Origin of the sequence: Saccharopolyspora phatthalungensis (assembly GCF_014203395.1) — a bacterium.
In the GTDB taxonomy this organism is placed as follows: Bacteria; Actinomycetota; Actinomycetes; order Mycobacteriales; family Pseudonocardiaceae; genus Saccharopolyspora; species Saccharopolyspora phatthalungensis.
The window spans coordinates 1830099-1853675 of record NZ_JACHIW010000002.1 but is presented as its reverse complement, the minus strand read 5'-3'; the positions used below and the strand labels follow the sequence as shown (position 1 = coordinate 1853675).

Here is a 23577-nt window from a genome sequence, read left to right as displayed (position 1 = left end):
TTCAATAGCAACCCAGACCTAGCAACCCAGATCCTGCCCTGCCCTGTCTATCGTCCCAGCAGGAGTGACAACCACCGATCCTGGATGGCGGAATTGTGTCTTGCGCTCGCAAATGCTGACCAAGCGTCAATGATGTGCGGCAGCGGCGCACGGCCACCCAATCGTGCACTCGACCGGGCGTCGCGCTAGGCCGAAGATCTCCTAGTAAGAGGCCCAGACGGCGAGGCATCGCCACGGATTCCTGAAGGGGCATCGAGGAGACCAACAGTGCACCAGCCAACGGAAACATCTAGGTGTCCGAAACTTCATCGACATTTGTCCAAGGCCACCGACCACACCGGATGCACAACGGAAGGACGGAGCACATGCGGGTACTCTTCGTGGCGTTCCCGGCACACGGACACCAGCTCCCGCTGGTTCCGCTCGCTTGGGCCGCACGGGTTGCCGGCCATGAAGTCCTGTTCGCCGGCGATCGCACGACCGCAGATCTGATTGTGCCTGCCGGCCTCCCCACGATCGAGATCTCCGACATTGATGTCTTCGCCACCTGTGATCGCATACTTGGCTTCACCCGCGCTACCGACACGCAGATCTACCTGGAAACCATCAGGGAATGGCACTACAACGGAGCGCTCCCCGATGTCATCGCCAAGATCTTCGCCCTGGCCGGAGATCTCACGGCAGAAGGGCTCATCCGCGTCGCGCGGGAATGGTCGGCCGACGTCATAGTCTACGAGCCGTTCATGCCGGTGGCGCAGCTGGCAGCGAGCGTTCTCGGAATCCCGGCTGTCATGCACGGAATAGGAATTCCCTTCCCCAGCATGACAACGATGTTCGCCAAGACGAGCAAGGCTTGGAAACAATGTGGCGGTGGTATTCCGCCAACCGCACCCGCGGCGACGATCGACGTGTGGCCCGCCAGCATGCGACCGTCCTATCTGGACTCCGGCTGGCCCATGCGATACTGCCCGTACAACAAGGGGGCCGTGCTCCCGAAGTGGCTGCACGAACCGCTCGTAAGACCTCGTGTCTGCATCACCATGGGCACCGCGGTTCCGGTGACCGGGGGCACGCAAGCGCTCGACTTGGCAATAGACGCGGTGTCCAAGTGCGACGTCGACGCCGTGGTCCTTGACTCCTCGGCGCGTGCCGGGGACTCGCTACCCGACAACTGCCGTAGTGTCGGCTGGATTCCCCTGAACGCGATTTTGCCCACCTGCTCGGCCCTCATCCACCACGGTGGCGCGGGAACGACTTCCGCCGCGCTGGCAGCCGGCGTCCCGCAACTGGTCATTCCGCATTTCGCGGATCAACCCGCCAACGCGGAGGTGGTCGCGGACCGCGGCGTCGGGTTGTGCCTGCGGCCGGATGAAGTCGAGTCCGACTCCATCCGCAACTGCCTCGGCCGGATCCTTGACGACGCCGCGATATCCATCGTCGCGGCAGCGGTACGTGCGGAGATCAACTCCATGCCATCGCCCAGCGAACTGGTCGAACGGCTGGCTGCGCTGGCCGCCGCACGGTCCACCGAAAGTCGATAGCACGCAGAAAGAGGTGCCGGATGGCAAAGGTGAAAGTGAAACCTTGGGGCCCGGTGGAACCGCTGCTGCGAAGTGCGGCATGCGGCGAGCACGAGCTGGCCTCCACGATCGAGCGTATCGGGCTGGAACAAACGACCGACGTCGTCGTAGCCGAGATGGAGATGCGCTGTGAGCCGCCTCGGCTCTCGTCGAGCGTTCCGTTCCGATTCGAGGTGCTGTTCAAGGACGCGCGATCAACACGCGATCTGACGATCGGCAGCAACGGACTCGCGGTCGCGCACCACCACGAAGCACCGGTTGCCGTTGTCCGGTTTGACGCGATCGACCTGCTCGAAAGCCTTTTCGGGCCGTCCGGCCGCCGACCGCATGTCAGCCGCGAGGTGGAGTGGGATTACGACAGGGCGCTGACGAGCTCAACCGACTGGGACGTGAATTTCCGGCGCTGGCACGAGATGACCACGGCGATGGAATGTCTGGTCGCGGCGTGCTCGGTCGTTGCCGATGATCTCGGCAGGTTGTCGGCGCGTTGCGGCTCCGACAAGTGGGCCAACCTCCACTGGTATACCCAGCACTACGAACACCACTTCGCCCGGCTTCGCGACGAACCCGTTCGCATGCTGGAGATCGGGATCGGCGGCTATCAGCTGACGGATCAGGGTGGGGCGTCGCTGAGCATGTGGCAGCGCTACTTCCGCCGAGGGCTCGTGTACGGTCTGGACATCTTCGACAAGCCCGGGGTCCGCGGCTCACGCATCCGGGCCGTCCAGGGGGACCAGAGCGACCCCGAGTTCCTTGACGATCTTGGTCGTGAGCTCGGCCCGTTCGACATCATCATCGACGACGGCAGCCACGTCAACGATCACGTGAAAACATCGTTTGCGGCGCTTTTCCCGCATGTCCGGTCCGGCGGCCTGTACGTCATCGAAGACCTGCAAACCGCCTACTGGCCGGGATTCGGTGGAAACGACCGTGATCGGACCGCCAGCGACACCTCGATGGGCATGCTCAAGACACTCGTTGACGGGCTCAACCACAAGGAAATGCCTATGCGGGCACGAAACGGTCAATCCTACACTGATCGTCATATAGTGGGCGTGCACTTCTATCACAACCTCGCGGTGATCGACAAAGGCCTGAACGCGGAGGCGCCGATTCCCGCTTGCATCAGCGAGGTCTTCTCGGAGGAGAAGCAGTACACCGGTGGGGCCGTGAACTTCGGAAGCTTGGCCTCCGCGTCAACCCCTGACGGGTCCGCCGCGCAACCTGTGGGGGAAGACTGATGGACGGCAACGCCGAGAGGTACCTTGGCCTGCTCAAGAAGACCTTGACCAACGTCATCTATGAAGACACCCCCACGCCGAACCCGTGGCTGTCCGGTGGCACTCCCTACGACGCCTCGGCCAGAATCGAAGGACGGGACTGGCCGAGCGCGGCGCACACAATGGTTGGCCTGAAACGACTCGACAGCCTGCATGAGTGTCTGAATCGGGTTCTTGCCGACAACGTGCCCGGGGATTTCATCGAAACCGGAGTATGGCGGGGCGGAGTCTGCATCTTCATGCGCGCCTTCCTGGCGGCGCACGAATGCACGGATCGCACCGTCTGGGTGGCAGACTCGTTCGAGGGTTTTCCCGACGTGGCGCAGGGAAGTCACGAACTGGATAGAGAAATCCCGTTCCAGGAAGCGAACGAGGTGGTGGCGGTGCCACTCGCCACCGTCCAGGACAACTTCAACCGGTACGGGCTGCTCGACTCGCAGGTGAAGTTCCTACGTGGCTGGTTCAAGGAGACCTTGCCTCGCGCGCCGATGACACGGCTCGCGCTGCTACGACTCGACGGCGATCTCTACGAATCGACCGCAGACGGGCTCGAAAACCTTTACCCCAAGCTGTCTCCCGGCGGATTCGTCATCGTCGACGACTACGCCCTGCCGAGCTGCCGGCAAGCCGTGCACGAGTTCCGGGAAAGGAACGGGATCCAGGACCCCATCGAGAACATCGATTACACCGGGGTCTTCTGGCGGCGTTCGGCGTAGGAAGCGGGCGTTTTCGCGCGAAATCGTCGTCGGCTCCGCACCAGGGCCGCCGATTTCGCGCGAAAACGCCAACCCATCCGGAAGCCAGGCTCGGCCCGGGCCTGCGGTCAAGGTGGGGCGAAGGGGAAGGGTTAGGTTGCCTTTTTTCCAGCTTCTTGACGGCTGACGGCGCATAGTCGCCGCATCTGTGGGGTGCACGGTCTGGTGCCGGGACTTGGCTGGCTCATACTACGGTGTGATGGTTGTTTCTGGCTGGTTCAACGTTGAGCTGAGTGGGTGGCTGGTGTGTCGGTGCTGGTGCCGGAGGAGGTGAGGCGGCTTTTTCAGGTGTTGACCGGCGAGGACATGACGGATGCGGACGAGGATGCGTTGTTCGCGGTGGCGGAGCGGTTGGAGTTGGGTGCGGCAACGGTGGAGGTGTTGGGTCCGGCGGTGCGGGAGGTGGTAGGTCGGGTGCGGGGTGGGTTTTCGGGTAAGGCGGCGGACCGGTTCGTGCAGCGGTTGGAGGCGTTTGGTCCGGTGCTGGAGGCCGGTGGTGCGGGGTTGCGGGAATTGGCGATGTTTGTGCGGAATCTGGCCTTGCAGGTGCAGTATCTGAAGTTCGTGACGGTGGGGGGCCTGCTGCTGTTGTTGGCGGAGGTGGCGTGGGCGGTGTCGATGGCGGGGCTGACGGCGGGGGCGAGTATGGCGTGGTTAGCGGCCCGGTTTGCGGTGATGCGGTTCCTTTTATCGCGGTGGTGGGGGCAGTTATTCACCCGTTTGGCGGTGGCCCAGGTCGTGGGGATCGGGTTGCAGCTGATGGTCGAGGTGGGGGCGCAGGGGGCGCAGTTCGTACTGGGGACCCGAAAGAAGTGGGACGGCCAGCTGACGGCCATGGCAGTGGGAGTGGGCTCGTTCAGTGCCTTGCTGGCAGTGCCGCTGTCGGCGTTGGGCAATGTGGTGGGTAATGCGATCACCAAGGTTCTGGTGCGCGGTCTGGGCGATGAGATCGATGCAGAGTTGCTGACGGCAGCCGCGAAACATGCGGCGGAGGAGCATGCGCAGTTTTATCCGTTGTCGTCGATGGCCCGCTTCGCTGATGTGGTCTCGAAGAATATTGAGGATTACACCGGGATGTCGGTGCGGGCGATGTGGGCGGCCCGTTTCGGTCACGGGCTGGGGGAGTCGCTGGAAGAGGGCCTGACCGAGATGTTCGGCGAGGCGGGGTATGGGGCGCTGAGTGGTCTGGGGGCGCAGTGGAATCCGTTCTCCTTCACCGCGGGGTTGTCCGAGGCGGTGGGGTCGGGTATCGGGAACATCGCGGGCCTGGCATTGCGGGGTCAGTTGACTCCGGAGGGTCGAGCCCGGGACACCGCCGCCGACGCGGATACCGGTGCCGCAGTGGATGGGGATGCCAAGGCCGGTGTGTCTGAGGCACCGGATACCGGGGCGCTCTTGTGGCATGACGGTGATACGACGGCCCCGGGTGTGCTGCGGGCGCAGGACAGGGCGGGCGCGCCGCCGCCACCTTACAGCGCGCGTCAGATTGACGACCGCGTTAGCGGCGATTCGTCGGGTTCGGGCGGCGCAGCCAGCGTAAGGGATTCCCGTGCCGGTACGCCCCCGCCTGCCTACAGCATGGTTGCTGGTAATGACTCCAGCACAACTCGAAGATCGTCTGATGTGGACAGTTATCCGCAGCAGGCCAGCGAGGGGTACGAGGAGCTGGATGCTTTGGTGAGCCCGTCGACTGCTGTTCCTGCGGGTGAAACGCTGGTTGTGGGGTCGACGGAAAGTGCGGAGACGGTGTCGGGGGGTGCCGATGCTGATTCCACGGCTACCGACACAACAGCTACCGAGACGGCCGAGTCCGAGTCGGAGATGCAGAGCCATGCCGAGCAACGACCGGCTTCGACCGGTGTAGCGGGGTGGACGGTGTCGGATCTGCCTTGGGAGGCCGAGCGGGCTCGATCGGTCGGCGGGCCCCGTGCGGTAGCAATGCGGATAGTGCAGGGCACGCATGATGTGGTGGCGTTGGCGCGTGGCGATGCGGGTGTGTCGCTGGATGATGTGGTGGTTTTGGTCGCGGCGAGAGCCGGCGAGTTTGGCCGCGACGCGGCCATGCGGTTCTCCCAGGAATTGGCGGCCGCACTTGGTACCCCGGGCACGGGGTTCGCTGTCCGCGCCGGAGCAGGGCCAGATCGGCAGGGCGTGGGGCTTGAGGACGTTGCGTATAGCGGTCAGAGAAGTGAATGGATCGCCGAGCGTGAAGACCGTGGCCTTGAGGGGCGTCGTGTCGATGATTCGGTCGATGAAGGTGCCGCACGAACGCCTGTGGGTCCGGATGACGCGGCGGTAAGACTTAAGAGCGCGGAAGAGTTGCGGGAGCAGGCGCGGGTGGAGGCGCGGCGTGCTCATGACGCGGGTGAGCCCTACAACGGTGCGACCTTGGCGGAGAGGTTTGGGAAGGGCGAAAGGTGGGGTTGGCAGCGGCTTGCGGAGATCCGGGATTCGGGTGCCGCGAGCCGGGAGGCATTGGAGGAGCAGGAGCGGGCGCGGGTGGAGGCGCGTCGTGCGCGTGACGCGGGTGAGCCCTACAGCGGCGCGGCCTTGGGGATGAAGTTCGGGAAGAGCGGAAGGTGGGGTCGGTTGCGGCTCGCGGAGATCCAGGATGAGGGTGGCGTGGACATACACGCATTGAGTGAGCAGGTGCGGGCGCAGGCGCGGGTGGAGGCGCGGCGTGCCCGTGACGCGGGCGAACCCTACGACGGCGTGACACTGGCGAAGAAGTTCGGGAGGGGCCCGTCGTGGGGTAGGCAGCGGCTTGCCGAGATCCGAAATCAGCACGATCTGAGTGATGCGAGCCGCCAGGTTTCGGGGCAAGGGGAGCAGGATGCGTTACTCGCGTTGCTTCAGCTGAACCGCGGCGATCAATCATCGGGTACGGGCGCCGCGGCCGGCGCGGTGGTTCCGGGCTTACCGTCTGGTCCTGCGACGGTGTCGGCGGCCCCGGATGCTCGTACGGCGGCTACCGGCATGACTGTGCCTGAGGCGGTCTTGGGCGGGCCCGGCCGGGTCGCCGCCGAGTCGGCAGGGGGTGCTGCCGAGAGGGCTGGATTGGCTGCGGTCTCGGTGGATTTCGTTGGTGAAGGCGGTGGCCGTAAGCGACGTCGTGTCGATGATTCGGGCGATGAAGGTGCCGCACGCAGGCCGGTGGATGAGGCGGTGCGTGAGGAGCGGTCGGAGGAACATGCGGTCCCTGAGGAGCAGTTGTGGGAGCAGGCGCGGGAGGAGGCGCGGCGTGCTCGTGACGCGGGTGAGCCCTACACGGGCGTGGAACTGGGGAAGAAGTTCGGGAAGAGCGAAGGGTGGGGCCGGTCGCGGCTTGCCGAGATCCGCAATGAGCCTGGTGCGAGCCGGGAGGAATTGGACGAGCAGGAACGGGAGCGGGCCCGGGTGGAGGCGCGTCGCGCTCGCGACGCGGGTGAGCCTTACACCGGTGTGGCATTGGCGAAGAAGTTCGGGAAGAGCGAAGGGTGGGGTCGGTCGCGGCTTGCGGAGATCCGGAATGAGCCTGGTGCGAGCCGGGAGGAATTGGACGAGCAGGAACGGGAGCGGGCCCGGGTGGAGGCGCGTCGCGCTCGCGACGCGGGTGAGCCTTACACCGGTGTGGCATTGGCGAAGAGGTTCGGGAAGAGCCAAACGTGGGGCGCGGCGCGGCTTGCGGAGATCCGGTCTGAGGAGGGTGTGAATTTGGCGGTGCGGCGGCAGGAAGCGATGCGTGAGGAGCAGCTGCGGGAGCAAGCGCGGGTGGAGGCGCGGCGTGCGCGTGATGCGGGTGAGCCCTACAACGGCGCGACGTTGGGGGAGCTGTTCGGGAAGAGCGAAGGGTGGGGGCGGCAGCGGCTTGCGGATATCCGGGATGCGGGTGGTACGGGCCGGGATCCAGTAGGTGACCAGCTGCGGGAGCAGGCGCGGGCGGAGGCGCGTCGCGCTCGTGACGCGGGTGAGCCCTACACGGGCGTGGAACTGGGGAAGAAGTTCGGGAAGAGCGAAGGGTGGGGCCGGTCGCGGCTTGCCGAGATCCGCAATGAGCCTGGTGCGAGCCGGGAGGAATTGGACGAGCAGGAACGGGAGCGGGCCCGGGCGGAGGCGCGTCGCGCTCGCGACGCGGGTGAGCCCTACACCGGTGTGGCATTGGCGAAGAAGTTCGGGAAGAGCCAAACGTGGGGCGCGGCGCGGCTTGGGGATATCCGGTCTGAGGATGGCGTGAATTTGGCGGCGCGGCAGCAGGAAACGTGCGAAGCGTCGGGCCGGTCGCGGGGGTAAGCGTCGCTTCGGGGATTACGTCGCGCGCGTCGGGTCGACCAGGCTCTGGGGACGCAGGTCCGTCCAGTGCCGGTGCACGTAGTCGAGGCTGTGCTGCCGGCTGTCCGCCGGCTGGGCGATGGTCCATCCCTGCGGCACCTCGATCTGGGACGGCCACAGGGAGTGCTGGCCTTCGTCGTTGACCAGCACCAGATACTGGCCGTCGGGACTCTCGAACGGGTTGGTCGGCACGGCGTTCCTCCTCAGTCGTTGTCGTGTTGCGTTGCGGGAGCGCGGGATTCCTTGGACGTGGGTAGCTCCCGCATGGAGCGCAGGGGAGACAACAGGACCCAGACCGCCGAAAGCACCATCCCCGCGCCCGCGAGGGCCAGGGCGGCACGGACGTCGATCCACTCGCCGAGCGCACCACCGATGACGCCGCCCAGCGGGATGATTCCCCAGATGAAGAAACGCACCGTGGCGTTCAGCCGCGACATCATCTCATCCGGGCAGATGCTCTGCCGGAAGCTCATCTGGGCCACGCTGTAGACGATCAGGCCGTAGTTGACGACGAACCACGGCAGCGCGAACAGCAGCACGCCCCAACCGGCCTGGGTCAGCGGCACCAGCAGCGCGGCGGGCATGCAGACCAGGAAAGGCAGCCAGAGCATCCGCGCGGGTCCGAACCGCCGCGACACCAGCTGGGTCGTCATCGCCCCGACGAGGCCGCCGATCCCGCCGAAGGCCATGAGCGCGCCGACCATCCACTGGGGCAACCGGGCCTCGTCGACCAGCAGGACGATGAGCAGCGGGGTCGCCACGGCGTAGCTGAAGTTGAAAGTGGCCGAGGAGCCGGTGATCGCACGGATCAGCGGGTCACCGAGGACGTAGCGAAGCCCAGCGGCGATCTCGGGTAGCATCGGCTTGCGCTCGCGTTGGTGCTGCGGCCGTTGCTGTGCGCTGATGCGGAAGATCGACGCAGCCGACGTCGCATAGCACAGGGCCTGGAAGCCGACGGCGTTGGAAGCACCGATCAGATCCGCTAGCCCACCGCCGACGGCGGGGCCTGCCACCTGCGAGACCGAGCGGCTGCTTTCGAGTTTCGCGTTGCCCTCCAGCAGGTGTTCCTTGCCCACCAGGGTCGGCAGGTACGACTGGTAGGCGACGTCGTAGAACACCGCTGCCACGCCGCCGAGCAGCGTGACGACCAGCAACTGGGTCATGGTCAGCCAACCGAACCACCAGGCGAGCGGGACGCTGCACAGCAGCAGCGCGCGGGCGGTGTCGGACAGCACCAGCACCGGGCGGGCGGGCAACCGGTCCACCCACACACCTGCGGGCAGCCCGATGACCAGGAACGCCACCGTCTGTGCCGCGTAGAGCAGCCCCAGCTGGAACGGCGTGGCGGCCAGCGCTGTCGCGGCGACCAACGGCATGGCGACCCGGCTGACGTAGGTGCCGAACATGCTCGCGGTCTGCCCGGTCCACAACCGGCGGAACTCGGGGTGTTTGAGCAGTGACATCTCAGGAACTTCCGGGTCAGTGGGAGTCTTCGTAGATCTCGCGGATCAGCGCCAGGTCGATGTCCGGAATCGGGTCGTTGCCGATGTTCCCGGTGATTCCGCCGACGAGCTGGTCGATGTGCTCGTGGGCGAACCCGTTTGTGCGCAACGTGCCCCCGGCACCGATGGTTTCGAGCATCTTGCCGATCGCGGTGACGGCGTCGTCGTGGCCGAGCAGGCGGCCGATGGTGGCGAAGCGGACCTCGGCATGCGGCTGGGCGCGGCGTAACCAGGCCGGGTAGACGATCGCCAGCCCGCGTCCGTGCGACACGCGGACTCCGGGCACCGAGCCCATTGCCTGCTGGAGGCGGTGGGGCAGGCACGTGCTCGCGTTGGCGACGTTGATCCCGCCGAGCAGCGCGGCGAGCGCGATGTCATCGAGCAGCCCGGGTTCCCGGTCTCCCGCGGCGGCGCGGGGCAGTCGCGTGCCGAGGATCTCCAGTGCCTGCTCGGCGAGCAGCCGGGTCACCGGATTGGCCCGCCGCGCCACGTACCCCTCGACCGAGTGCGCCAACGCGTCGAAACCCGCGTCCACCGCGACCGTTTCGGGCATGGTCAGCAGGAGATCCGGGTCGATGACCGCGATCGCTGGGAACAGCCGGTCGCCGCGGATGCCAGACTTCAGGTTCCGCTCGTCGTCGGTGATGATGGCGCCCTTGGTCACCTCGGCACCGCTGCCCGCCGTCGTCGGCACCGCCACCACGGGCACCGCGTCCGGGACGGCGGGCAATGTCGTGCCCACCAGCGGCCCGATCGGCCCTTCGCGGAGCCCGATGGCGGTGGCCTTCGCCGCATCGATCGCGCTGCCACCGCCGAGCCCCACCACGACGTCGCAGCCCGACCGCCGCGCCAGGTCGGCCGCCGCGTCGACCTCGCTGGCCAGGGGATCGGGGGAGACGCCGTCGTACACCGTGACGGCCACGCCACTGGCTTCCAGCGCTGCCGTGGCGGCATCCAGCACACCGTGGCGGCGCATCGCGCTCCGACCGCACACCAGGAGCGCGTGCCCGCCCAACGACTTGGTCCGCTCGCCGAGGTCGGCGAGCTTGCCCCTGCCGAAGACGACGACGGTCGGGTTGTGCAGTTCGATGATCACAGCGCGAGTTCCCTATTCGTCGGGGTGAGCGCATCGAGGACGGGTACCGTCCCGTGCGCGAGGTAGTGCAGGGCTGACCCGCCACCGGTGGAAACCGGTCCCTGCCAAGGCAATTCGGCAACCGTGTCGCCGCCGAGGAGCAGTGCTTGCACGGCGGGTGCGCCGAACGCGTCGAGTACGGCAGTGGCGCTGGTGCGGAATCCGTCCGAGAACCGGCACGGGGTACCGGCGACCAGCGCCCGGCCCCCGCGGGCCGCCAGCGTGCCGAGTCGCTCGCGCATCCACGGCATCGGTACGAAATCGACGATCGCCCAACCGCTGGGGATTCCGTCGCTGATCGCCACCGTCCTGGCGTCGTGGAAGCCGTTCTCGCCGATCCTGGCCATGACGACCTCCGACGGGATGTGCACCTCAGCGCGATCGTGTCGGCCGAGAACCGTGGTGGCCAACCGCAGGCAGCGGTCGGGCGACTCGCCCAGCTCGGAAGATCCGATGTCGTGGCCCAGTGCGCGCAGCACCGAGTTGAGCACGGCCCCGCCGGGGATCACGACGTCGTAGGTGCCGGTCATCGCGTCCAGGCCGATCACGGTCTTCTCGGGCTTGACGCCGCCGAGCACAGCCACGGAGTACCGGTCGGCGCGGCCGGCCCACGGCGCCAGCAGCTCCAGCTCGGTGAGCACACTATCCGCCAGGTAGCCGGGGCGGTGCTGGAGGATGCCGACATTGGAGGCGTGCGCGCGGTGGGCTTTGGAGAAACCGCCCACGGCGACGAAATCGCCGAGCGCGGCGAAGCGCCGCGCCAGCGTGGGATCGTTGCGCTGCTCGCCGTGATGTTCGCGGGTGTTGCCGAACACTGCCGCCGTACCGGGGCGCAGGGCGCGGGCCCGAGCCTCGGCCGCCGAAGTGTCGTTTTCCGGCACGTATGCCACGGTCCTGTCGAGCCGATCCGACAGGTACTCGGCGACGAAGTCGAGGTCGACCGCGGTACCGTCGCGGTGACTGCCCTGGTGGGAGAGGATCGCCACGCGACCGCCCGAATCCATGATGCGGCCGATGTCGCCGAGTTCGGTGTCGATGCGCGCGGTGCTAGACAGCGATCTGTCCACATTGAACCCCGCCGAGTAGATCCACCGTTCGCCTTCGCGGATCGGGCGATCGCGCAGCCGCGGTACCGCTGTCGCGACGCCGTGATGTTCAGAGCGCATAGCTGCGCAGTCCGAGGGTTTCGTCCAGGCCGAGCGCCACGTTCATGTTCTGGATCGCCGATCCCGCGGCTCCCTTGATGAGGTTGTCGGTCACCGCGACTATCTTGGTGATCCCGCGCCGGGCGTCGTGGTCGAGCCCGATGTGGCAGAAGTTGGAACCGACGACGCCGCGGAGGTTGGGGTAGATCTCGTAGCGCTTCTCGTTCAGTTCGCCCAGTTTGGGGAGGTCGACGACGAGGACGAAATGCTCCTTTTGGTGCCCGGCACCGTAGAAGTCGTGGTAGAGCCCGAGGAGTTCGTCGCGGCCGTGCTCGCGGGTCAGCCGCAGGTTCGCCTGGAGGTGGATGCCGCGGGCGAAGTTGCCGTGGCTGGTGTTGAAGTCGACCTCGACCGGTTCTCCGGTCAGTGCGCGGAAGAACGTCTCCAGTTCGGGCCCGTGGCGGTGCCCCTCGAGGCTGTAGGCGAGCATCGCGTTGCTGACTTCCGCGTGCATCAGGGCTTTCTTCGGTGTCACGCCCGCGCCGGAGGTGCCGTTGACGGCGTGTATCGACAAGGGCGCGCCCGCGTCGACGAACCCGTGCGCCAGTAGCGGTGCGAGTCCGAGGATCGCGGTGATCGCGTAGCAGCCGGGATTGGCGACGAGCCGGGACTTCCTGATCCGTTCGCGGTTGAGCTCGGTGACCCCGTACACCGCTTCGGCGAGGAGCTCGGGACTGGCGTGCCGCTTGCCGTAGACCGCCTCGTAGTCGTCCGGGCTGGGAAACCGGAAGTCGGCGCTGAGGTCGACGACGTGCGCACCGAGTTCGAGGAAGCGGCCCGCTGCCCGCATGGCTTGCCCAGAGGGCGTGCAGAAGAACACCACGTCGAGCTCCCCGGCCTGTTCGGTCAGCTCGTCGACGGTAACGAACTCCAGGCCGCTGCCGAGGAGATTGGGGTGCGTCGTGGCGAACGAGCCGGCGCCGCGTGCGGTGGGCAGGATGGTCCCCACGGCAGGGTGGCCGAGTAGCAGCCGGCAGAGCTCACCGCCGGTGTAGCCGGTTCCGCCCACCACGCCAACCCGCAACGCCTTCAGGTCGTGCCGGCTCATGCGTCCTCCCTGCCGTGCCGTTGTTGATCTGGTGCCGCGATGAGCAAGACCTTGCCCACCTCGCCCCTGCCGTAGTCCATCATGCGCAGCGCCGTCGCGGTCTCGGCGAGCGGGAAGCGGTGCGTGACCAGGGGTACGGGGTCGACGGTTCCGGTCGCGAGCCAGTCGATTACCTCGGCGAAGTCGCCGGGCGTCGACAGCGCGGAGAACCGCAGCGTGAGCTCGCCGGAAACCATCGAGTTCAGCTCCACTTCGTGGGGCCCGTCGAAGTAGCTGACCACGACCACCTGTCCGCCGGGCCGGGTGATCCGGGTGGCGTCGTTGAGAACACCGGGATGGCCGGAGGCCACGAAGGTCACGTCGGCGCGGCTCGGGAACCAGGCACGCACGCCGTCGGCGACGTCCGCGGTACTCGCGTCGACGTAGCCGTCGGCGCGCACGGCGGTTGCCAGTTCCGCCTTGCGCGGGCCGATGTCGACGCAGACGATCCGGTCTGCCCCTCGTTGCCGGGCCGCGATCGCGCAGGCCAACCCGATGGTGCCCGAACCGAGCACCGCCACGTCCCCCATCCCGGCGTGGTGGGCGAGCGCCGCGGCATGCAGCCCGATCGACAGCGGTTCGACGAGGGCTCCTGCCTCGGCGCTGATCGCCGGGTTCAGCGCGAAAGTCATGTTCTCCCGCAGGATCAGGTGCTCGGCGAAGGAGCCTTCCCAGCCCAGGTGGCAGAGATTGTCCTTGTGGCGGCACAGGTTCGTGGCACCGCGCGCGCAGTCGGCGCACCTTCCGCAGTGCGAGAACGCGGCCGAGCACACCTTGTCACCGGGGCGGAACCGGGTGACCTGCTCGCCCACCTCCTCGACCACCGCACACAGCTCGTGGCCGAGCACGACCGGTGCTTTCTTGTAGGGGTGGAATCCGCGGTAGGTGGCCAGATCCGAGCCGCAGATGCCGGTGGCCAGCACCCGGACGAGCAGTTCGTGCGGCCGGGGCGCGGGCAGTTCGATGGTGCGGCACTCGACGGTGCCGGTGGCGGTGAGCACGGCCGCTGTCGTGCGGCGCACGGTCGTCCCGGTCATGCCTCAGCACACCCGGTTGGCCACGGCGCGGCCGTCCAGCGCGGCGGTGACGGAGTCGACGACCACGTCACCGATGACGCGCTGCGCGTCGGCGGACATCGCGCCGATGTGCGGGGTCAGCACCACATTGTCCAGTTCGGCCAGGCCGCTGTGCTGGCCTTCCTTGGAGTGCACGTCGAGCGCGGCTCCCGCGATCACGCCGTCCCGCAGGGCGGTGTGCAGGGCTGATTCGTCGATGACCGCGCCGCGGGAGATGTTCACCAGGTACGCCGAGCGCTTCATGGCGCGCAACTCGGCCGCGCCGATCAGGCCGCGGGTGCGGTCGTTGAGCGGCACCGCCACGCAGACGAAGTCCGACTCGGCGAGCAACGTGCCGAGGTCGACCAGTTCCGCGCCGCGGGCTGCGAGATCGTCGCGGCGGCTCTCGATGACGCGGTCGACCGCGGTCAGCACGCGCTGGGAGAAACCGCCCGCGATTCGGGCGATCCGGGAGCCGATGGCGCCGAAGCCGACGATTCCCAGCGTCTTGCCGGTGAGCTCGACGCCTTCGAGCGCTGGCTTGTTCCAGACGTTCGCGCGGACTTGGCGGTCGGCGAGCGCGATCTTGCGCGTGACCGCGAGCAGGAGTCCGACGGTCAGCTCGGCGACGGCGGTGGCCGACTGGCCGGGGACGTTGAACACCACCACTCCGGCGCGGCGGGCCGCGTCGAGATCGATGTTGTCGGTGCCGGAACCCGCGCGCGCCACCACCTTCAGGTTCGGCGCGTGCTCGAACACGGTGGCGGGCAGCCGCACGCCGCTGCGCACGACGATGACGTCGATGTCGCTGACGAGCCGGAGGAGTTCGTCGGCGGAGGGGCGCAGTCGCACGACCACGTCCCAGGTGCGCCGCATGCGCGCGATGGCGTCGTCGTGGATCGGGTCCACGAGCAGGACTCGAGCCGGTGGTCGCCCGGTCGTGCGGTCGCCGGGACCGTCGGTTTGGCGCACGGGGGTTTGACTCATGGCCGATCTCCTTGCCACGGGCCGATATTCGGCCACGACGGAGTAGGGTGACGTCGCATGCGGCGTCACCGGGGATGCGGAAATACCCGGTTCGTACCGGTTATGGCTGGAGGCGCCGGTGGGCCCAGGCGGCGCCGTCGCGGGTGTACTCCAGCCTGCGGTGCAAGCGGTTGGCCCGGCCGTGCCAGAACTCGATGGCATCGGGCCGCAGGAGGTACCCGCCCCAGCCCGTGGGCCTCGGCAACGGGTCGCCGGCGTCGATGAGGCGCTGCGCCCGGTCGGCCATCTCCTGCTCGTCGGAGAGCGTGGTGCTCTGCGCGGACACCGCCGTGGTGGCCTGCGCCGCCACCGGGCGTTCGGCGAACAGCTCGTCCGAGCGGGCCGCCGGGAGCGGTTCGACCGGGCCGGACACGTTGATCTGCTGGAGCGTTTCGCGCCAGTAGAAGTTCACCGACGCCCAGGGAGTCGCGGCGAGGTCGCGGCCCTTCCTGCTGTTCACGTGCGTGGTGAACACCAATTCGCCGTCGTCGGTGATCTCCTTGAGCAGCACCACTCGGCTGGACGGGCGGCCCAGTTCGTTCGCGGTGGCCAGGACGACGGCGCGCGGTTCGCGCACCCCCTTCTCCGTCGCGATGTCCAGCCAGCGGTGCAGGAGTTCGACCGGATTGCGCGGCGGAGCGTCGAATTCGGGAAGGTGCAGGCTCTCGTCGCCGGTCAGGGTGGCGGCCTGCCGCGAAGGCAGTTCGGCTTTCCGGACCGAGCCCGAGGTAGTCGAGTCCACTTTGTTTTCCCCAGTGCGGCCGTAGGTGATGTCGTCCGGCGGCGATGCTACCGCACGAACGGCGTTTCGCAGCAGGTTTCGCGCGGCGCGTGGCGCGGCGTGGCGCGAATCTCCCGGTAGTAGGGAAGGGAATTGGGCCGCGGTGGTCGTTCAAACCGATGTGCTCCTTTTGTCCGCCGCGATTCGGCACATTGGCGTGGCACTCGACTTTAGTTGGAGCCGGCCTTACCCGTACTTGACCCGTACTTGTTTAAGGGCCGTTTCGCACTGCTCCGAATATTCCAGCCGATTACTCCTTGTGTCGCAGCGGGATGGGGCCGGCCGGGCTTCTTGCGCTAAACGGGTGAATATGTCGAGATCGCAGCTCAAGGGGCTGATCGGTAACCGGATCGGACCAAGTTGGGCCGGTTGGCTGAAATTTGCTGGTTGCTGAGAGTTCATGTTGTGTTACGATCGTGTTGATCGGCCTACCGCGTCGTTAGTCAATTCCCGCTTGATCGTTTTCGACGAGGCTGGGGGATCTCTTTATGTATCGGCTGAAGCTGGGGAGCTGACTGTCCATGTGATGGGGAATCATGGGTGATCCGCCTCCTCGGGGGACGGCGGTGCTACTCCTGATTGTTTTTTCTGCGCCAAGGGATCGGTAACCCGGACGCTTTTTTCGGAAACGGCCGGCCGATGCCTTCGTGCCATTGCGCCCGGAATCGTCCCGGGCGGTTGCGTGCCTCCTCGCACGATCATGCGTCCATGCCGAATGGCCGGGCCGCCGCGCCCGGTGCATTCCCGATGACGGAAACAGGAAGGTCATGATTGCGTCTACGCAGACCAGCCCGCCGCGGGCCGTCGCGCCTCCCGAGAAGGCCGTCCTTCTTAATCCCGGGCCGGTGAACGTGCATTCCCAGGTGCGCGACGCCCTGGCCTATCCGGACGTGTGCCACCGCGAGCCCGAGTCGATCGAGCTGCTGACCCGGGCGCGGGAGAAGGCCACGCTTGTCTGCGGTGGGGATGACGCCCACACCAGCGTCCTGCTGTCCGGTTCCGGCACCGCTGCGCTGGAGGCGGCGCTGTCCTCGATCGTCGCGCCGGACGGCAAGATTCTGGTGCTGGACAACGGAAACTACGGGGAGCGGATCCACCGCATCGTCGCCGCCCACGGAATCGCCGGCATGAGGCTGGAGTTCGGCTGGACCACGCCGATCGACGTGGACGCCGTCGACGCCGCGCTCACCGCCGACCCGGCCATCACTCACGTCGGGATGGTGCACCACGAGACCAGCACGGGCATGCTCAATCCGCTGCGCGAGATCGGTGCCGTCGTCGCCAAGCACGGGCGTTCGCTGGTCGTCGACGCGATCAGCAGCGTCGGGTCCGAGGACTTCGACATGCGGCTGGACAACGTCGACTGGTGCGTCGGGACGGCGAACAAGTGCCTGGAAGGGCTGCCGGGCATCAGTTTCGTGTGCGCACCGCGTGCCGCCCTCGACGCGCTCGCCGACGTACCACCGCGGACCTTCTATCTCGACCTGCACGGTCATTACGTGGCGCAGGACAAGGACAAGGCGCCGCTGTTCACCCCGGCCATGCAAGTGCTGTACGCCTTCGACGCCGCGCTCGACATCGCGCTTCGGGAGGGCGTGAGCGCCCGCGCCGCGCGCTACGGACGGCTGGCCGAGCAGGTCAGGGCCGGTTTTACCCAGCGGGGACTGCGGTTTCTGCTGCCGGCGGACCAGCGCGCCAATTCCGTGACCCACCTGCACGTCCCCGACGGCATCACCTATGAGGAACTGCACGACGGGCTCAAGGCGGCGGGTTTCGTCATCTACGGCGTGCAGAAGCGGCTCGGCGCGGTGTTCCGGGTGGCGAACATGGGACAGCTCGACGAGCAGCACATCGCCGAGTTCTTCGCCGCGTTCGACCGGGTTCTCGACGGGGCGGGAGCGTCGGTATGACGAGTACCGAACCGACCACGGAGGACACCGCACCAACCACAGAGGACTCTGCCGTGCCTGGAAATCGGGAACCAGTGCGCTTGGCCGTCGTGGGCGGCGGGCCGAGTTGTACCTACACGATGGAACGGCTCGCCGCGACGGTGATGGCCGCCGATCACGACATCGCCCTGGAAATCCACATCTTCGACCGGTCCGGGCAGTTCGGGGCCGGCGAGGTCCACAGTGCACGACAGCCGGTGACGAGCTTCCTCAACCGCATCGTCGGCCAGGTCGCCTTCGCCGCCGACGAGAGCGTGGTGGGCGCCGGCCCGCTGCTGCCCGCCGACCAGCGGCCGACCCTGCACGAGTGGTGCCGGCAGCGCTACGCCGAGACCAACGACCCGGTATTCGACCTCGCGCCGGCGGACTGGCCCAAGCGCTACGTGCACGGTCTCGCGCTGAGCAGCATGTTCGAGCGCTATCTGGGGATCCTGCGCCGGCACCCTTCGGTAGCGGTTTTCCTGCACGACGAGGAGGTGGTAGACCTCGTCGAGGAAGCTGGCGGCCTGCGGGTCGTGACGGCCTCCTCGGGCACGGATGGCACCTTGCTGGCCGACCACGTGCTCATGGTCACCGGACACTCGACCAACAAACCGGACCACTTCCCGCTGCGCGCTCGGTGGGCGGAGTTCGCCCGGAATCACGAAGTCGTCTTCGCGCCGTCGGCGTACCCGCTGGAGAGCTGCCTCGACCGGGCGGTGGCCACGCCCGAACGCACGGTCGCCTGCATCGGGATGGGCCTGACCGCCATCGACGTGATCCTGCACCTCACCGAGGGACGCGGCGGGACGTTCGAGCGCGAAGCCGACGGGCGGACCCGCTACCTCCCCTCCGGGGCGGAACCGAAGTCCATCCTTGCTTGCAGCGGCGCGGGGCTGTTCACCTTCGCCCGGCCGTACAACGCCAAGGAGCGCAACCTCGCCGAACTGGAGCATGTAGGGGTTTTCCTCACCGAGAACGCCATCGACGAACTCCGGAAGTCCGCCGGGGTCGCGGTGCGCATCGGTTCGCTGGAGCAGCGGCAGCTGGACTTCGAGCGGCACGTGTTCCCGCTCGTGGTGCTGGAGATGGCGCACCTGTACTACACCACGCTGCTTGGCCCGGAGTTCGGGCGTCACCTCGCCGCGCGGGTCGCACCCGCTCATGAGGCGTTCCTGACAACCGGGGGCGGAGATCTCGCGGCGGACGAGGCGCGCTCGGCGCTGCTGGCTCCGCTGGAATCCGCGATCGACGAGGCGGTGGCGGTCATCGACGGGATCTTCGGCGGCACAGTGCGCGTCGAGGACGCCGAGGTCGCGCAGGCCTGGCCGGTGCGGGCAGCGGTGCAACGCTACGTCTCGGTCGTGTTCGGACCGGACGCGGTGGAACGCGTGCGGTCCGTTCTGGACCAGCCGGACAAGCTGGTGGCGCTGCTGGGCGAGCTGGAGTCGCCCTGGCGGCACGCACATTGCTTGGCGGACAACCGGTTCTCGTGGCAGCGGTCGATCGAGCCGATTCCGGCGGAGGCGGCCACCAGCCCGGCGGACTACCGCGCCGCCGTGATCGACTTCATGACCACCGACCACCTCTGGGCGGCGCAGGACAACCTCACCAACCCGGCCAAGGCCGCCGCCGACGGGGTGTGGCGGGACCTGCGCCCGGTCCTCGGTCACGCCGTGGACTTCGGCGGGCTGAACGCGGCCTCGCACCAGCGGTTCCTGGACACCTACATGCGCCACCACAATCGCCTCGCCAACGGTGCCGCACTGGAGGTGATGGAGAAGATCCTGGCCCTCGTCGATCACGGGATCGTGGACGTCTCCACCGGCCCGGGGGCCGAGGCGCACGGCGACGAGGAGACCGGCCGGTTCGTGGTGCGGGGACCGCGGACCGGGGTGCGGCGGGAGGTCGACGTCCTCGTCGACGCCAGGGTGCACCCGTTCGACCCCGAGGCGGACGTGGCACCGATCTATTCGCAGCTGCTGCGGCGGGGTCTCGTCCGCAAGTGGCGCAACCCGGGCCCGGCCGGCGGGGGTTTCGAGCCCGGCGGCCTGGACCTGACCGCCGAGTTCCACCCCGTCCGCGCCGACGGCACCGTCGACCGGCGCCTGACCTTCCTCGGCCCGCCCAGCGAAGGGGTCATGTTCTTCCAGCTCGGGGCGCTGCGCCCGAACCAAAACCACCACGTCATGCAGGACGTCCTGTGCTGGGTCAGGGAGTTCTGGGGCGATGTCGAACGACGCTTCGCCTCCGGTGCCGTGGTACAGCCGAACTGATCAGGTGCGTTCGTTTCCTACCGGAATCGAGCCCATCGGAAAGAGAGCCATGCAGAAGCAAAGGTATCCCTCCTTCCGCACGGTCCTGGAGCGCGGGGACATCCTCCGTGCTGCGGGGGCGCACGACGCGCTTGGTGCGGTGCTCGCGCAGGAATCGGGTTTTCAGGCGGTGTGGTCGTCGAGTTTCGAGGTGTCGGCGGCGCGCTGCCTGCCCGACGCGAGCCTGCTGACGATGACCGAGTACCTCGAAGCCGCCGCGGCGATGCAGAAAGCGCTGAGCGTGCCGGTCGTGGCCGACTGCGACACCGGATACGGCAACTCGCTCAACGTCGCGCACATGGTGCACGAGTACGAGCGAGCCGGGATCACCGCCGTCTGCCTGGAAGACAAGATCTTCCCGAAGATGAACAGCTTCGCCGAAGCCGAACAGCAGTTGCTGCCGGCACCGGCCTTCGCGCACAAGATCGAGACGGCGAAGAACGCGCAGTCCGATGCGGACTTCTTCGTCATCGCCCGCACCGAGGCGCTGATCGCCGGCCTGCCGGTGCAAGAGGCCCTGGCCCGGTGCCATGCCTACGTCGATGCGGGCGCGGACGCGGTGCTGATCCACTCCAAGGCCAAGACCAAGGACCAGGTGCTGGAGTTCCTGGAGCAGTGGGACCGGCGTCGTCCGGTCGTCGTGGTGCCGACGACCTACCCGGACTGGCACGTCGACGACGCCGCCCAGGCCGGGGTGTCCGTGGTCATCTACGCCAACCAGGGCCTGCGGGCCACCGTGTCGTCGCTGCGTCACACCTTCCGCTCCATCTACGAGACGGGGAACTCGACGGCGCTGGAGGGCAGCATCGCCTCGGTTTCCGACGTGTTCTCGCTGCAACGGCTGGCGGACTGGCAGAAGTTGGAAGCCTGAGAATGGCCCGGGGACGGAAGGGGAGCTGAGCCGTGCCGGTCATCTCGGCGCCACACGAGCTGCTTGACTCCGGCGTGTACGTGGACCTGCGTGCCGCGCTGGGGCGTCCGCTGTACCTCAAGTGCGAGGGGTTCAACTTCGCCGGTTCGGTCAAGATGCGTACCGCCGCCGGGCTGGTCGCGGCGGCCGAGGCGGAGGGACGCCTGGGGCCGGACAAGATCCTCATCGAGTCCTCCTCGGGGAACCTGGGTCTCGCGCTGGCGATCATCGCCGCGGGCAAGGGAATCCGGTTCGTCTGCGTCACCGACCCGAGGTGCAATCCCACGACGCTGCGCCTGCTGCGGGCGGTGGGCGCGGAGGTCGTGGTGGTCTCCGAGGCCGACGAGGAACGGGGTTTCCTGCACAGCAGGCTGGAGTACGTCCGCCGCAGGTGTGCCGAGGACCCGCGCTACGTCTGGCTGGACCAGTACGCGAATCCGGCCAACTGGATCGCGCACTACGAGTCGACGGCCGCCGAGATCGCCAAGCAGTTCCCGGACCTGGACCTGCTGTTCGTCGGCGTGGGGACCGGGGGGACGTTGACCGGCTGCGCCCGCTACTTCCGCGACAACGGCGACCGGGTCCGGGTCGTCGCCGTGGACGCGGTGGGCTCGGTGACCTTCGGGCAACCCCCGGCCCGGCGGCTGATCCCCGGGCTGGGGACCAGCGTGCGGCCGCCGCTGCTGGACCCGTCGGTGGCCGCCGATGTCGTGCACGTCGCCGAAGTCGACACCATCCGCCGCTGCCGGGAACTCGCCGCCAGGGGCCTGCTCTTCGGCGGTTCCACCGGAACGGTCCTCGGCGGCGCGCTGGAGTGGTTGGACACGCACGATCCGGATGGGCAGCTGACCGCCGTGGCGATCGCACCGGATCTCGGTGAACGCTACGTCGACACGATCTACGACGATGCCTGGGTGAGCGCGCACTTCGGTGCCGACGTGCTGGAACACCTCGCGAACGCGTAGCGACGAGAATCCCTACATGGAGCCCGACATGACCGCACCCACCCCGGAAAGCCCGGATACCCCGGAAAGCCCGGATACCCCGGAAAGTCCGGAGCCGCTGGAGATCAGTGCCGCCGAGGCCCGGTCGGCGATCGGCCGGTCGCTGCGCCGACCGCATGTGTTCGCCCCCACGGCGTCCGTGATCCGGCAGGTTGTCGCCCACGCCGAGCAGAACCCGGACAAGGTCGCCGTCGTCGACGGTGCCGCCCGGCACACCTACCGAGAGCTCGTGTCGCGGATCGCGCAGATCCGCGGGCTCTTGCTGGCCGAGGGGTGTCAGCCGGGCGACGTCATCGCCGCAGCCGGTCGGCGTGGCGCGGATACCGCGGCGATCTTCCTCGCGCTGGAGAGCATCGGCGCGGTCTACGTTCCGGTCGACCCGAGCTGGCCGCAAGCGCGTTCGGCGACGGTGTTGCGGCGCAGCCGCGCCGCGATGTTGGTGAGCTACCTGGCCGAGCCGGGAGCGGAGCAGAAAGCCGCCGCGCAGGTGGGTGTTCCCATGCTCACCGTGCCCGCGACCACGCACGAGCCGCCCGCACCTGGCGGCGAAATCGTGGGCCGGGAGTTGGTGGGGGAGTTGGTGGGGCGAAGCGTGCCGGGCGAGGAACCCCGCTACGTCATCTTCACCTCGGGCACCACGGGAATTCCCAAGGGCGCGGTCGTCGAACAGCGCGGCATGCTCAACCACATCCAGGCCAAGGTGCTCGACCTCGGCCTGTCCCCGGATGACGTCATCGCTTTCACCGCGCCGCTGGTGTTCGACATCTCGGTGTGGCAGATGCTCACGGGCTTGGTGCTTGGTGCGACCACGGTGGTGCTCGGGGACGCCGAAATGGCGTTCCCACGGCGGTTGCTGAGCGCCATGCGACGTGAATGCGTCACCGTCGTCGAGCTGGTGCCGACCGTGGTGGACTGGCTCATCGCCGAGGTGCGTCGCCGCGCAGCCGAGCTGCCCGAGCTGCGCTGGTGCATCTCCACGGGTGAGGAGCTGCATCCCCCGGTGGCGGGGCGGGTCCTCGACACCCTTGGCCACGTCGGGCTGCTCAACGCCTACGGGCCGACGGAGTGCTCGGATGACATCACCCATCACGTGATCACGCCGTCTGATCTGGACAGTTCTCGATTGCCGGTCGGCGCGCCCATCGCCAACGCCGTGCTCTACCTGCTGGTGTCGGCCGGCACGTCGTGGCGGGCCGCGGAACCTGGTGAGGTGGGGGAGTTGTTCGTGGGTGGCGTGTGCGTGGGCCGCGGCTACGTCAACGACCCCGATGCCACCCGTGCGGCGTTCTTCCGGGACGTGTTCGATCCGGCCTCGGTGACCGGACGGCTGTACCGGACCGGGGATCTCGCGCTGTTCCGCGACGGGGTCGTGCACTACCTCGGCAGGGTTGACCGGCAGGTGAAGGTCGCCGGGGTGCGCATCGAGCTGGACGAGGTCGAGGCGGTGCTCAAGCGGCATCCAGCGGTGGTGCACTGCGCCGTGACGACTTTCCGCGATGGGGGCGCCGTTCGCGTCGTGGCGCATTACGTGCCCGGAGACGACGCGGTCACCGACGAGGAGCTGGAGCGTTTCGTCGCGGAACTCCTCCCGCCGGCGATGGTGCCGTGGCGCTGGCGGCGGCTTGCCGAGATTCCGATGACTGACAACGGGAAGGTCGATCACAAGGCGCTCGCATCGGGCGGATCGGGCCGGCCATGAACACGAA

General features: G+C 67.7%; 17 protein-coding genes. 9 read left to right on the top strand and 8 right to left on the bottom strand.

Going from position 1 to position 23577, the window contains the following annotated elements; translation table 11 throughout:
- Positions 1 to 365: 365 nt before the first annotated feature.
- From BJ970_RS34310 to BJ970_RS34295, 4 genes are all read left to right on the top strand, one after another.
- Positions 366 to 1541, top strand: a complete 1176-nt coding sequence (locus tag BJ970_RS34310; RefSeq protein ID WP_184731956.1) for a nucleotide disphospho-sugar-binding domain-containing protein — start codon at positions 366 to 368, stop codon at positions 1539 to 1541.
- 20 nt (positions 1542 to 1561) lie between these two features.
- The gene (locus BJ970_RS34305) at positions 1562 to 2821 is read left to right on the top strand and encodes a class I SAM-dependent methyltransferase (protein ID WP_184731954.1); all 1260 of its coding nucleotides are present in this window, start codon (positions 1562 to 1564) and stop codon (positions 2819 to 2821) included.
- Entirely contained in the window at positions 2821 to 3576 is a 756-nt protein-coding gene (locus tag BJ970_RS34300) for a TylF/MycF family methyltransferase (RefSeq protein ID WP_184731952.1), read from the top strand. The genes BJ970_RS34305 and BJ970_RS34300 overlap by 1 nt, the downstream gene beginning before the upstream one ends.
- 276 nt (positions 3577 to 3852) lie before the next feature.
- Positions 3853 to 7884, top strand: coding sequence for a WXG100-like domain-containing protein (locus BJ970_RS34295; protein ID WP_184731950.1), 4032 nt, complete (start codon positions 3853 to 3855; stop codon positions 7882 to 7884).
- Between the two features lie 15 nt (positions 7885 to 7899).
- Here BJ970_RS34295 and BJ970_RS34290 read toward each other — a convergent pair whose 3' ends face one another.
- From BJ970_RS34290 to phzG, 8 genes are all read right to left on the bottom strand, one after another.
- Complete coding sequence (locus BJ970_RS34290; protein WP_184731948.1) at positions 7900 to 8115, bottom strand: MbtH family protein; 216 nt, start codon at positions 8113 to 8115, stop codon at positions 7900 to 7902.
- Positions 8116 to 8126: 11 nt separating this feature from the next.
- Complete coding sequence (locus tag BJ970_RS34285) at positions 8127 to 9386, bottom strand: MFS transporter (RefSeq protein ID WP_184731946.1); 1260 nt, start codon at positions 9384 to 9386, stop codon at positions 8127 to 8129.
- A 16-nt stretch (positions 9387 to 9402) separates the two neighbouring features.
- The gene (locus BJ970_RS34280) at positions 9403 to 10521 is read right to left on the bottom strand and encodes an iron-containing alcohol dehydrogenase (RefSeq protein ID WP_184731944.1); all 1119 of its coding nucleotides are present in this window, start codon (positions 10519 to 10521) and stop codon (positions 9403 to 9405) included.
- On the bottom strand, positions 10518 to 11726 hold the full coding sequence (gene pgk / locus BJ970_RS34275) for a phosphoglycerate kinase (RefSeq protein WP_184731942.1): 1209 nt from the start codon (positions 11724 to 11726) through the stop codon (positions 10518 to 10520). Before pgk ends, BJ970_RS34280 begins: the two co-directional genes overlap by 4 nt.
- Entirely contained in the window at positions 11716 to 12813 is a 1098-nt protein-coding gene (gene argC / locus BJ970_RS34270; protein WP_184731940.1) for an N-acetyl-gamma-glutamyl-phosphate reductase, read from the bottom strand. The genes pgk and argC overlap by 11 nt, the downstream gene beginning before the upstream one ends.
- Positions 12810 to 13889 carry a zinc-dependent alcohol dehydrogenase gene (locus tag BJ970_RS34265; protein ID WP_184731937.1) on the bottom strand — a complete coding sequence of 360 codons (1080 nt, stop codon included), beginning with the start codon at positions 13887 to 13889 and terminating at the stop codon, positions 12810 to 12812. Before BJ970_RS34265 ends, argC begins: the two co-directional genes overlap by 4 nt.
- A 3-nt stretch (positions 13890 to 13892) precedes the next feature.
- Entirely contained in the window at positions 13893 to 14894 is a 1002-nt protein-coding gene (locus tag BJ970_RS34260) for a hydroxyacid dehydrogenase (protein ID WP_221468387.1), read from the bottom strand.
- 100 nt (positions 14895 to 14994) lie between these two features.
- Positions 14995 to 15675, bottom strand: a complete 681-nt coding sequence (gene phzG, locus BJ970_RS34255) for a phenazine biosynthesis FMN-dependent oxidase PhzG (RefSeq protein WP_312864602.1) — start codon at positions 15673 to 15675, stop codon at positions 14995 to 14997.
- 806 nt (positions 15676 to 16481) lie between these two features.
- Here phzG and BJ970_RS34250 point away from each other — a divergent pair.
- Genes BJ970_RS34250 through BJ970_RS34230 form a run of 5 tightly spaced genes read left to right on the top strand, consistent with a single transcriptional unit; the run spans position 16482 to position 23570 of the window.
- Positions 16482 to 17624, top strand: a complete 1143-nt coding sequence (locus BJ970_RS34250; RefSeq protein WP_184731935.1) for a pyridoxal-phosphate-dependent aminotransferase family protein — start codon at positions 16482 to 16484, stop codon at positions 17622 to 17624.
- Positions 17621 to 19918: an FAD/NAD(P)-binding protein gene (locus BJ970_RS34245; protein ID WP_184731933.1), complete on the top strand. Its 2298-nt coding sequence runs from the start codon at positions 17621 to 17623 to the stop codon at positions 19916 to 19918. The genes BJ970_RS34250 and BJ970_RS34245 overlap by 4 nt, the downstream gene beginning before the upstream one ends.
- 49 nt (positions 19919 to 19967) lie before the next feature.
- Positions 19968 to 20828, top strand: a complete 861-nt coding sequence (locus tag BJ970_RS34240; protein ID WP_184731932.1) for an isocitrate lyase/phosphoenolpyruvate mutase family protein — start codon at positions 19968 to 19970, stop codon at positions 20826 to 20828.
- A gap of 32 nt (positions 20829 to 20860) precedes the next feature.
- Complete coding sequence (gene sbnA / locus BJ970_RS34235; RefSeq protein ID WP_184731931.1) at positions 20861 to 21832, top strand: 2,3-diaminopropionate biosynthesis protein SbnA; 972 nt, start codon at positions 20861 to 20863, stop codon at positions 21830 to 21832.
- 28 nt (positions 21833 to 21860) lie between these two features.
- Entirely contained in the window at positions 21861 to 23570 is a 1710-nt protein-coding gene (locus BJ970_RS34230) for an amino acid adenylation domain-containing protein (RefSeq protein ID WP_184731930.1), read from the top strand.
- Positions 23571 to 23577: the final 7 nt, after the last annotated feature.

What these genes read in the sequence shown, in the direction of transcription:
- BJ970_RS34310 (WP_184731956.1), top strand. Translation starts at nt 366, where the DNA reads ATGCGGGTACTCTTCGTGGCGTTCCCGGCACACGGACACCAGCTCCCG.
- BJ970_RS34305 (WP_184731954.1), top strand. Translation starts at nt 1,562, where the DNA reads ATGGCAAAGGTGAAAGTGAAACCTTGGGGCCCGGTGGAACCGCTGCTG.
- BJ970_RS34300 (WP_184731952.1), top strand. Translation starts at nt 2,821, where the DNA reads ATGGACGGCAACGCCGAGAGGTACCTTGGCCTGCTCAAGAAGACCTTG.
- BJ970_RS34285 (WP_184731946.1), bottom strand. Translation starts at nt 9,386, where the DNA reads ATGTCACTGCTCAAACACCCCGAGTTCCGCCGGTTGTGGACCGGGCAG.
- pgk (WP_184731942.1), bottom strand. Translation starts at nt 11,726, where the DNA reads ATGCGCTCTGAACATCACGGCGTCGCGACAGCGGTACCGCGGCTGCGC.
- argC (WP_184731940.1), bottom strand. Translation starts at nt 12,813, where the DNA reads ATGAGCCGGCACGACCTGAAGGCGTTGCGGGTTGGCGTGGTGGGCGGA.
- BJ970_RS34265 (WP_184731937.1), bottom strand. Translation starts at nt 13,889, where the DNA reads ATGACCGGGACGACCGTGCGCCGCACGACAGCGGCCGTGCTCACCGCC.
- BJ970_RS34260 (WP_221468387.1), bottom strand. Translation starts at nt 14,894, where the DNA reads ATGAGTCAAACCCCCGTGCGCCAAACCGACGGTCCCGGCGACCGCACG.
- BJ970_RS34250 (WP_184731935.1), top strand. Translation starts at nt 16,482, where the DNA reads ATGATTGCGTCTACGCAGACCAGCCCGCCGCGGGCCGTCGCGCCTCCC.
- BJ970_RS34245 (WP_184731933.1), top strand. Translation starts at nt 17,621, where the DNA reads ATGACGAGTACCGAACCGACCACGGAGGACACCGCACCAACCACAGAG.
- BJ970_RS34240 (WP_184731932.1), top strand. Translation starts at nt 19,968, where the DNA reads ATGCAGAAGCAAAGGTATCCCTCCTTCCGCACGGTCCTGGAGCGCGGG.
- BJ970_RS34230 (WP_184731930.1), top strand. Translation starts at nt 21,861, where the DNA reads ATGACCGCACCCACCCCGGAAAGCCCGGATACCCCGGAAAGCCCGGAT.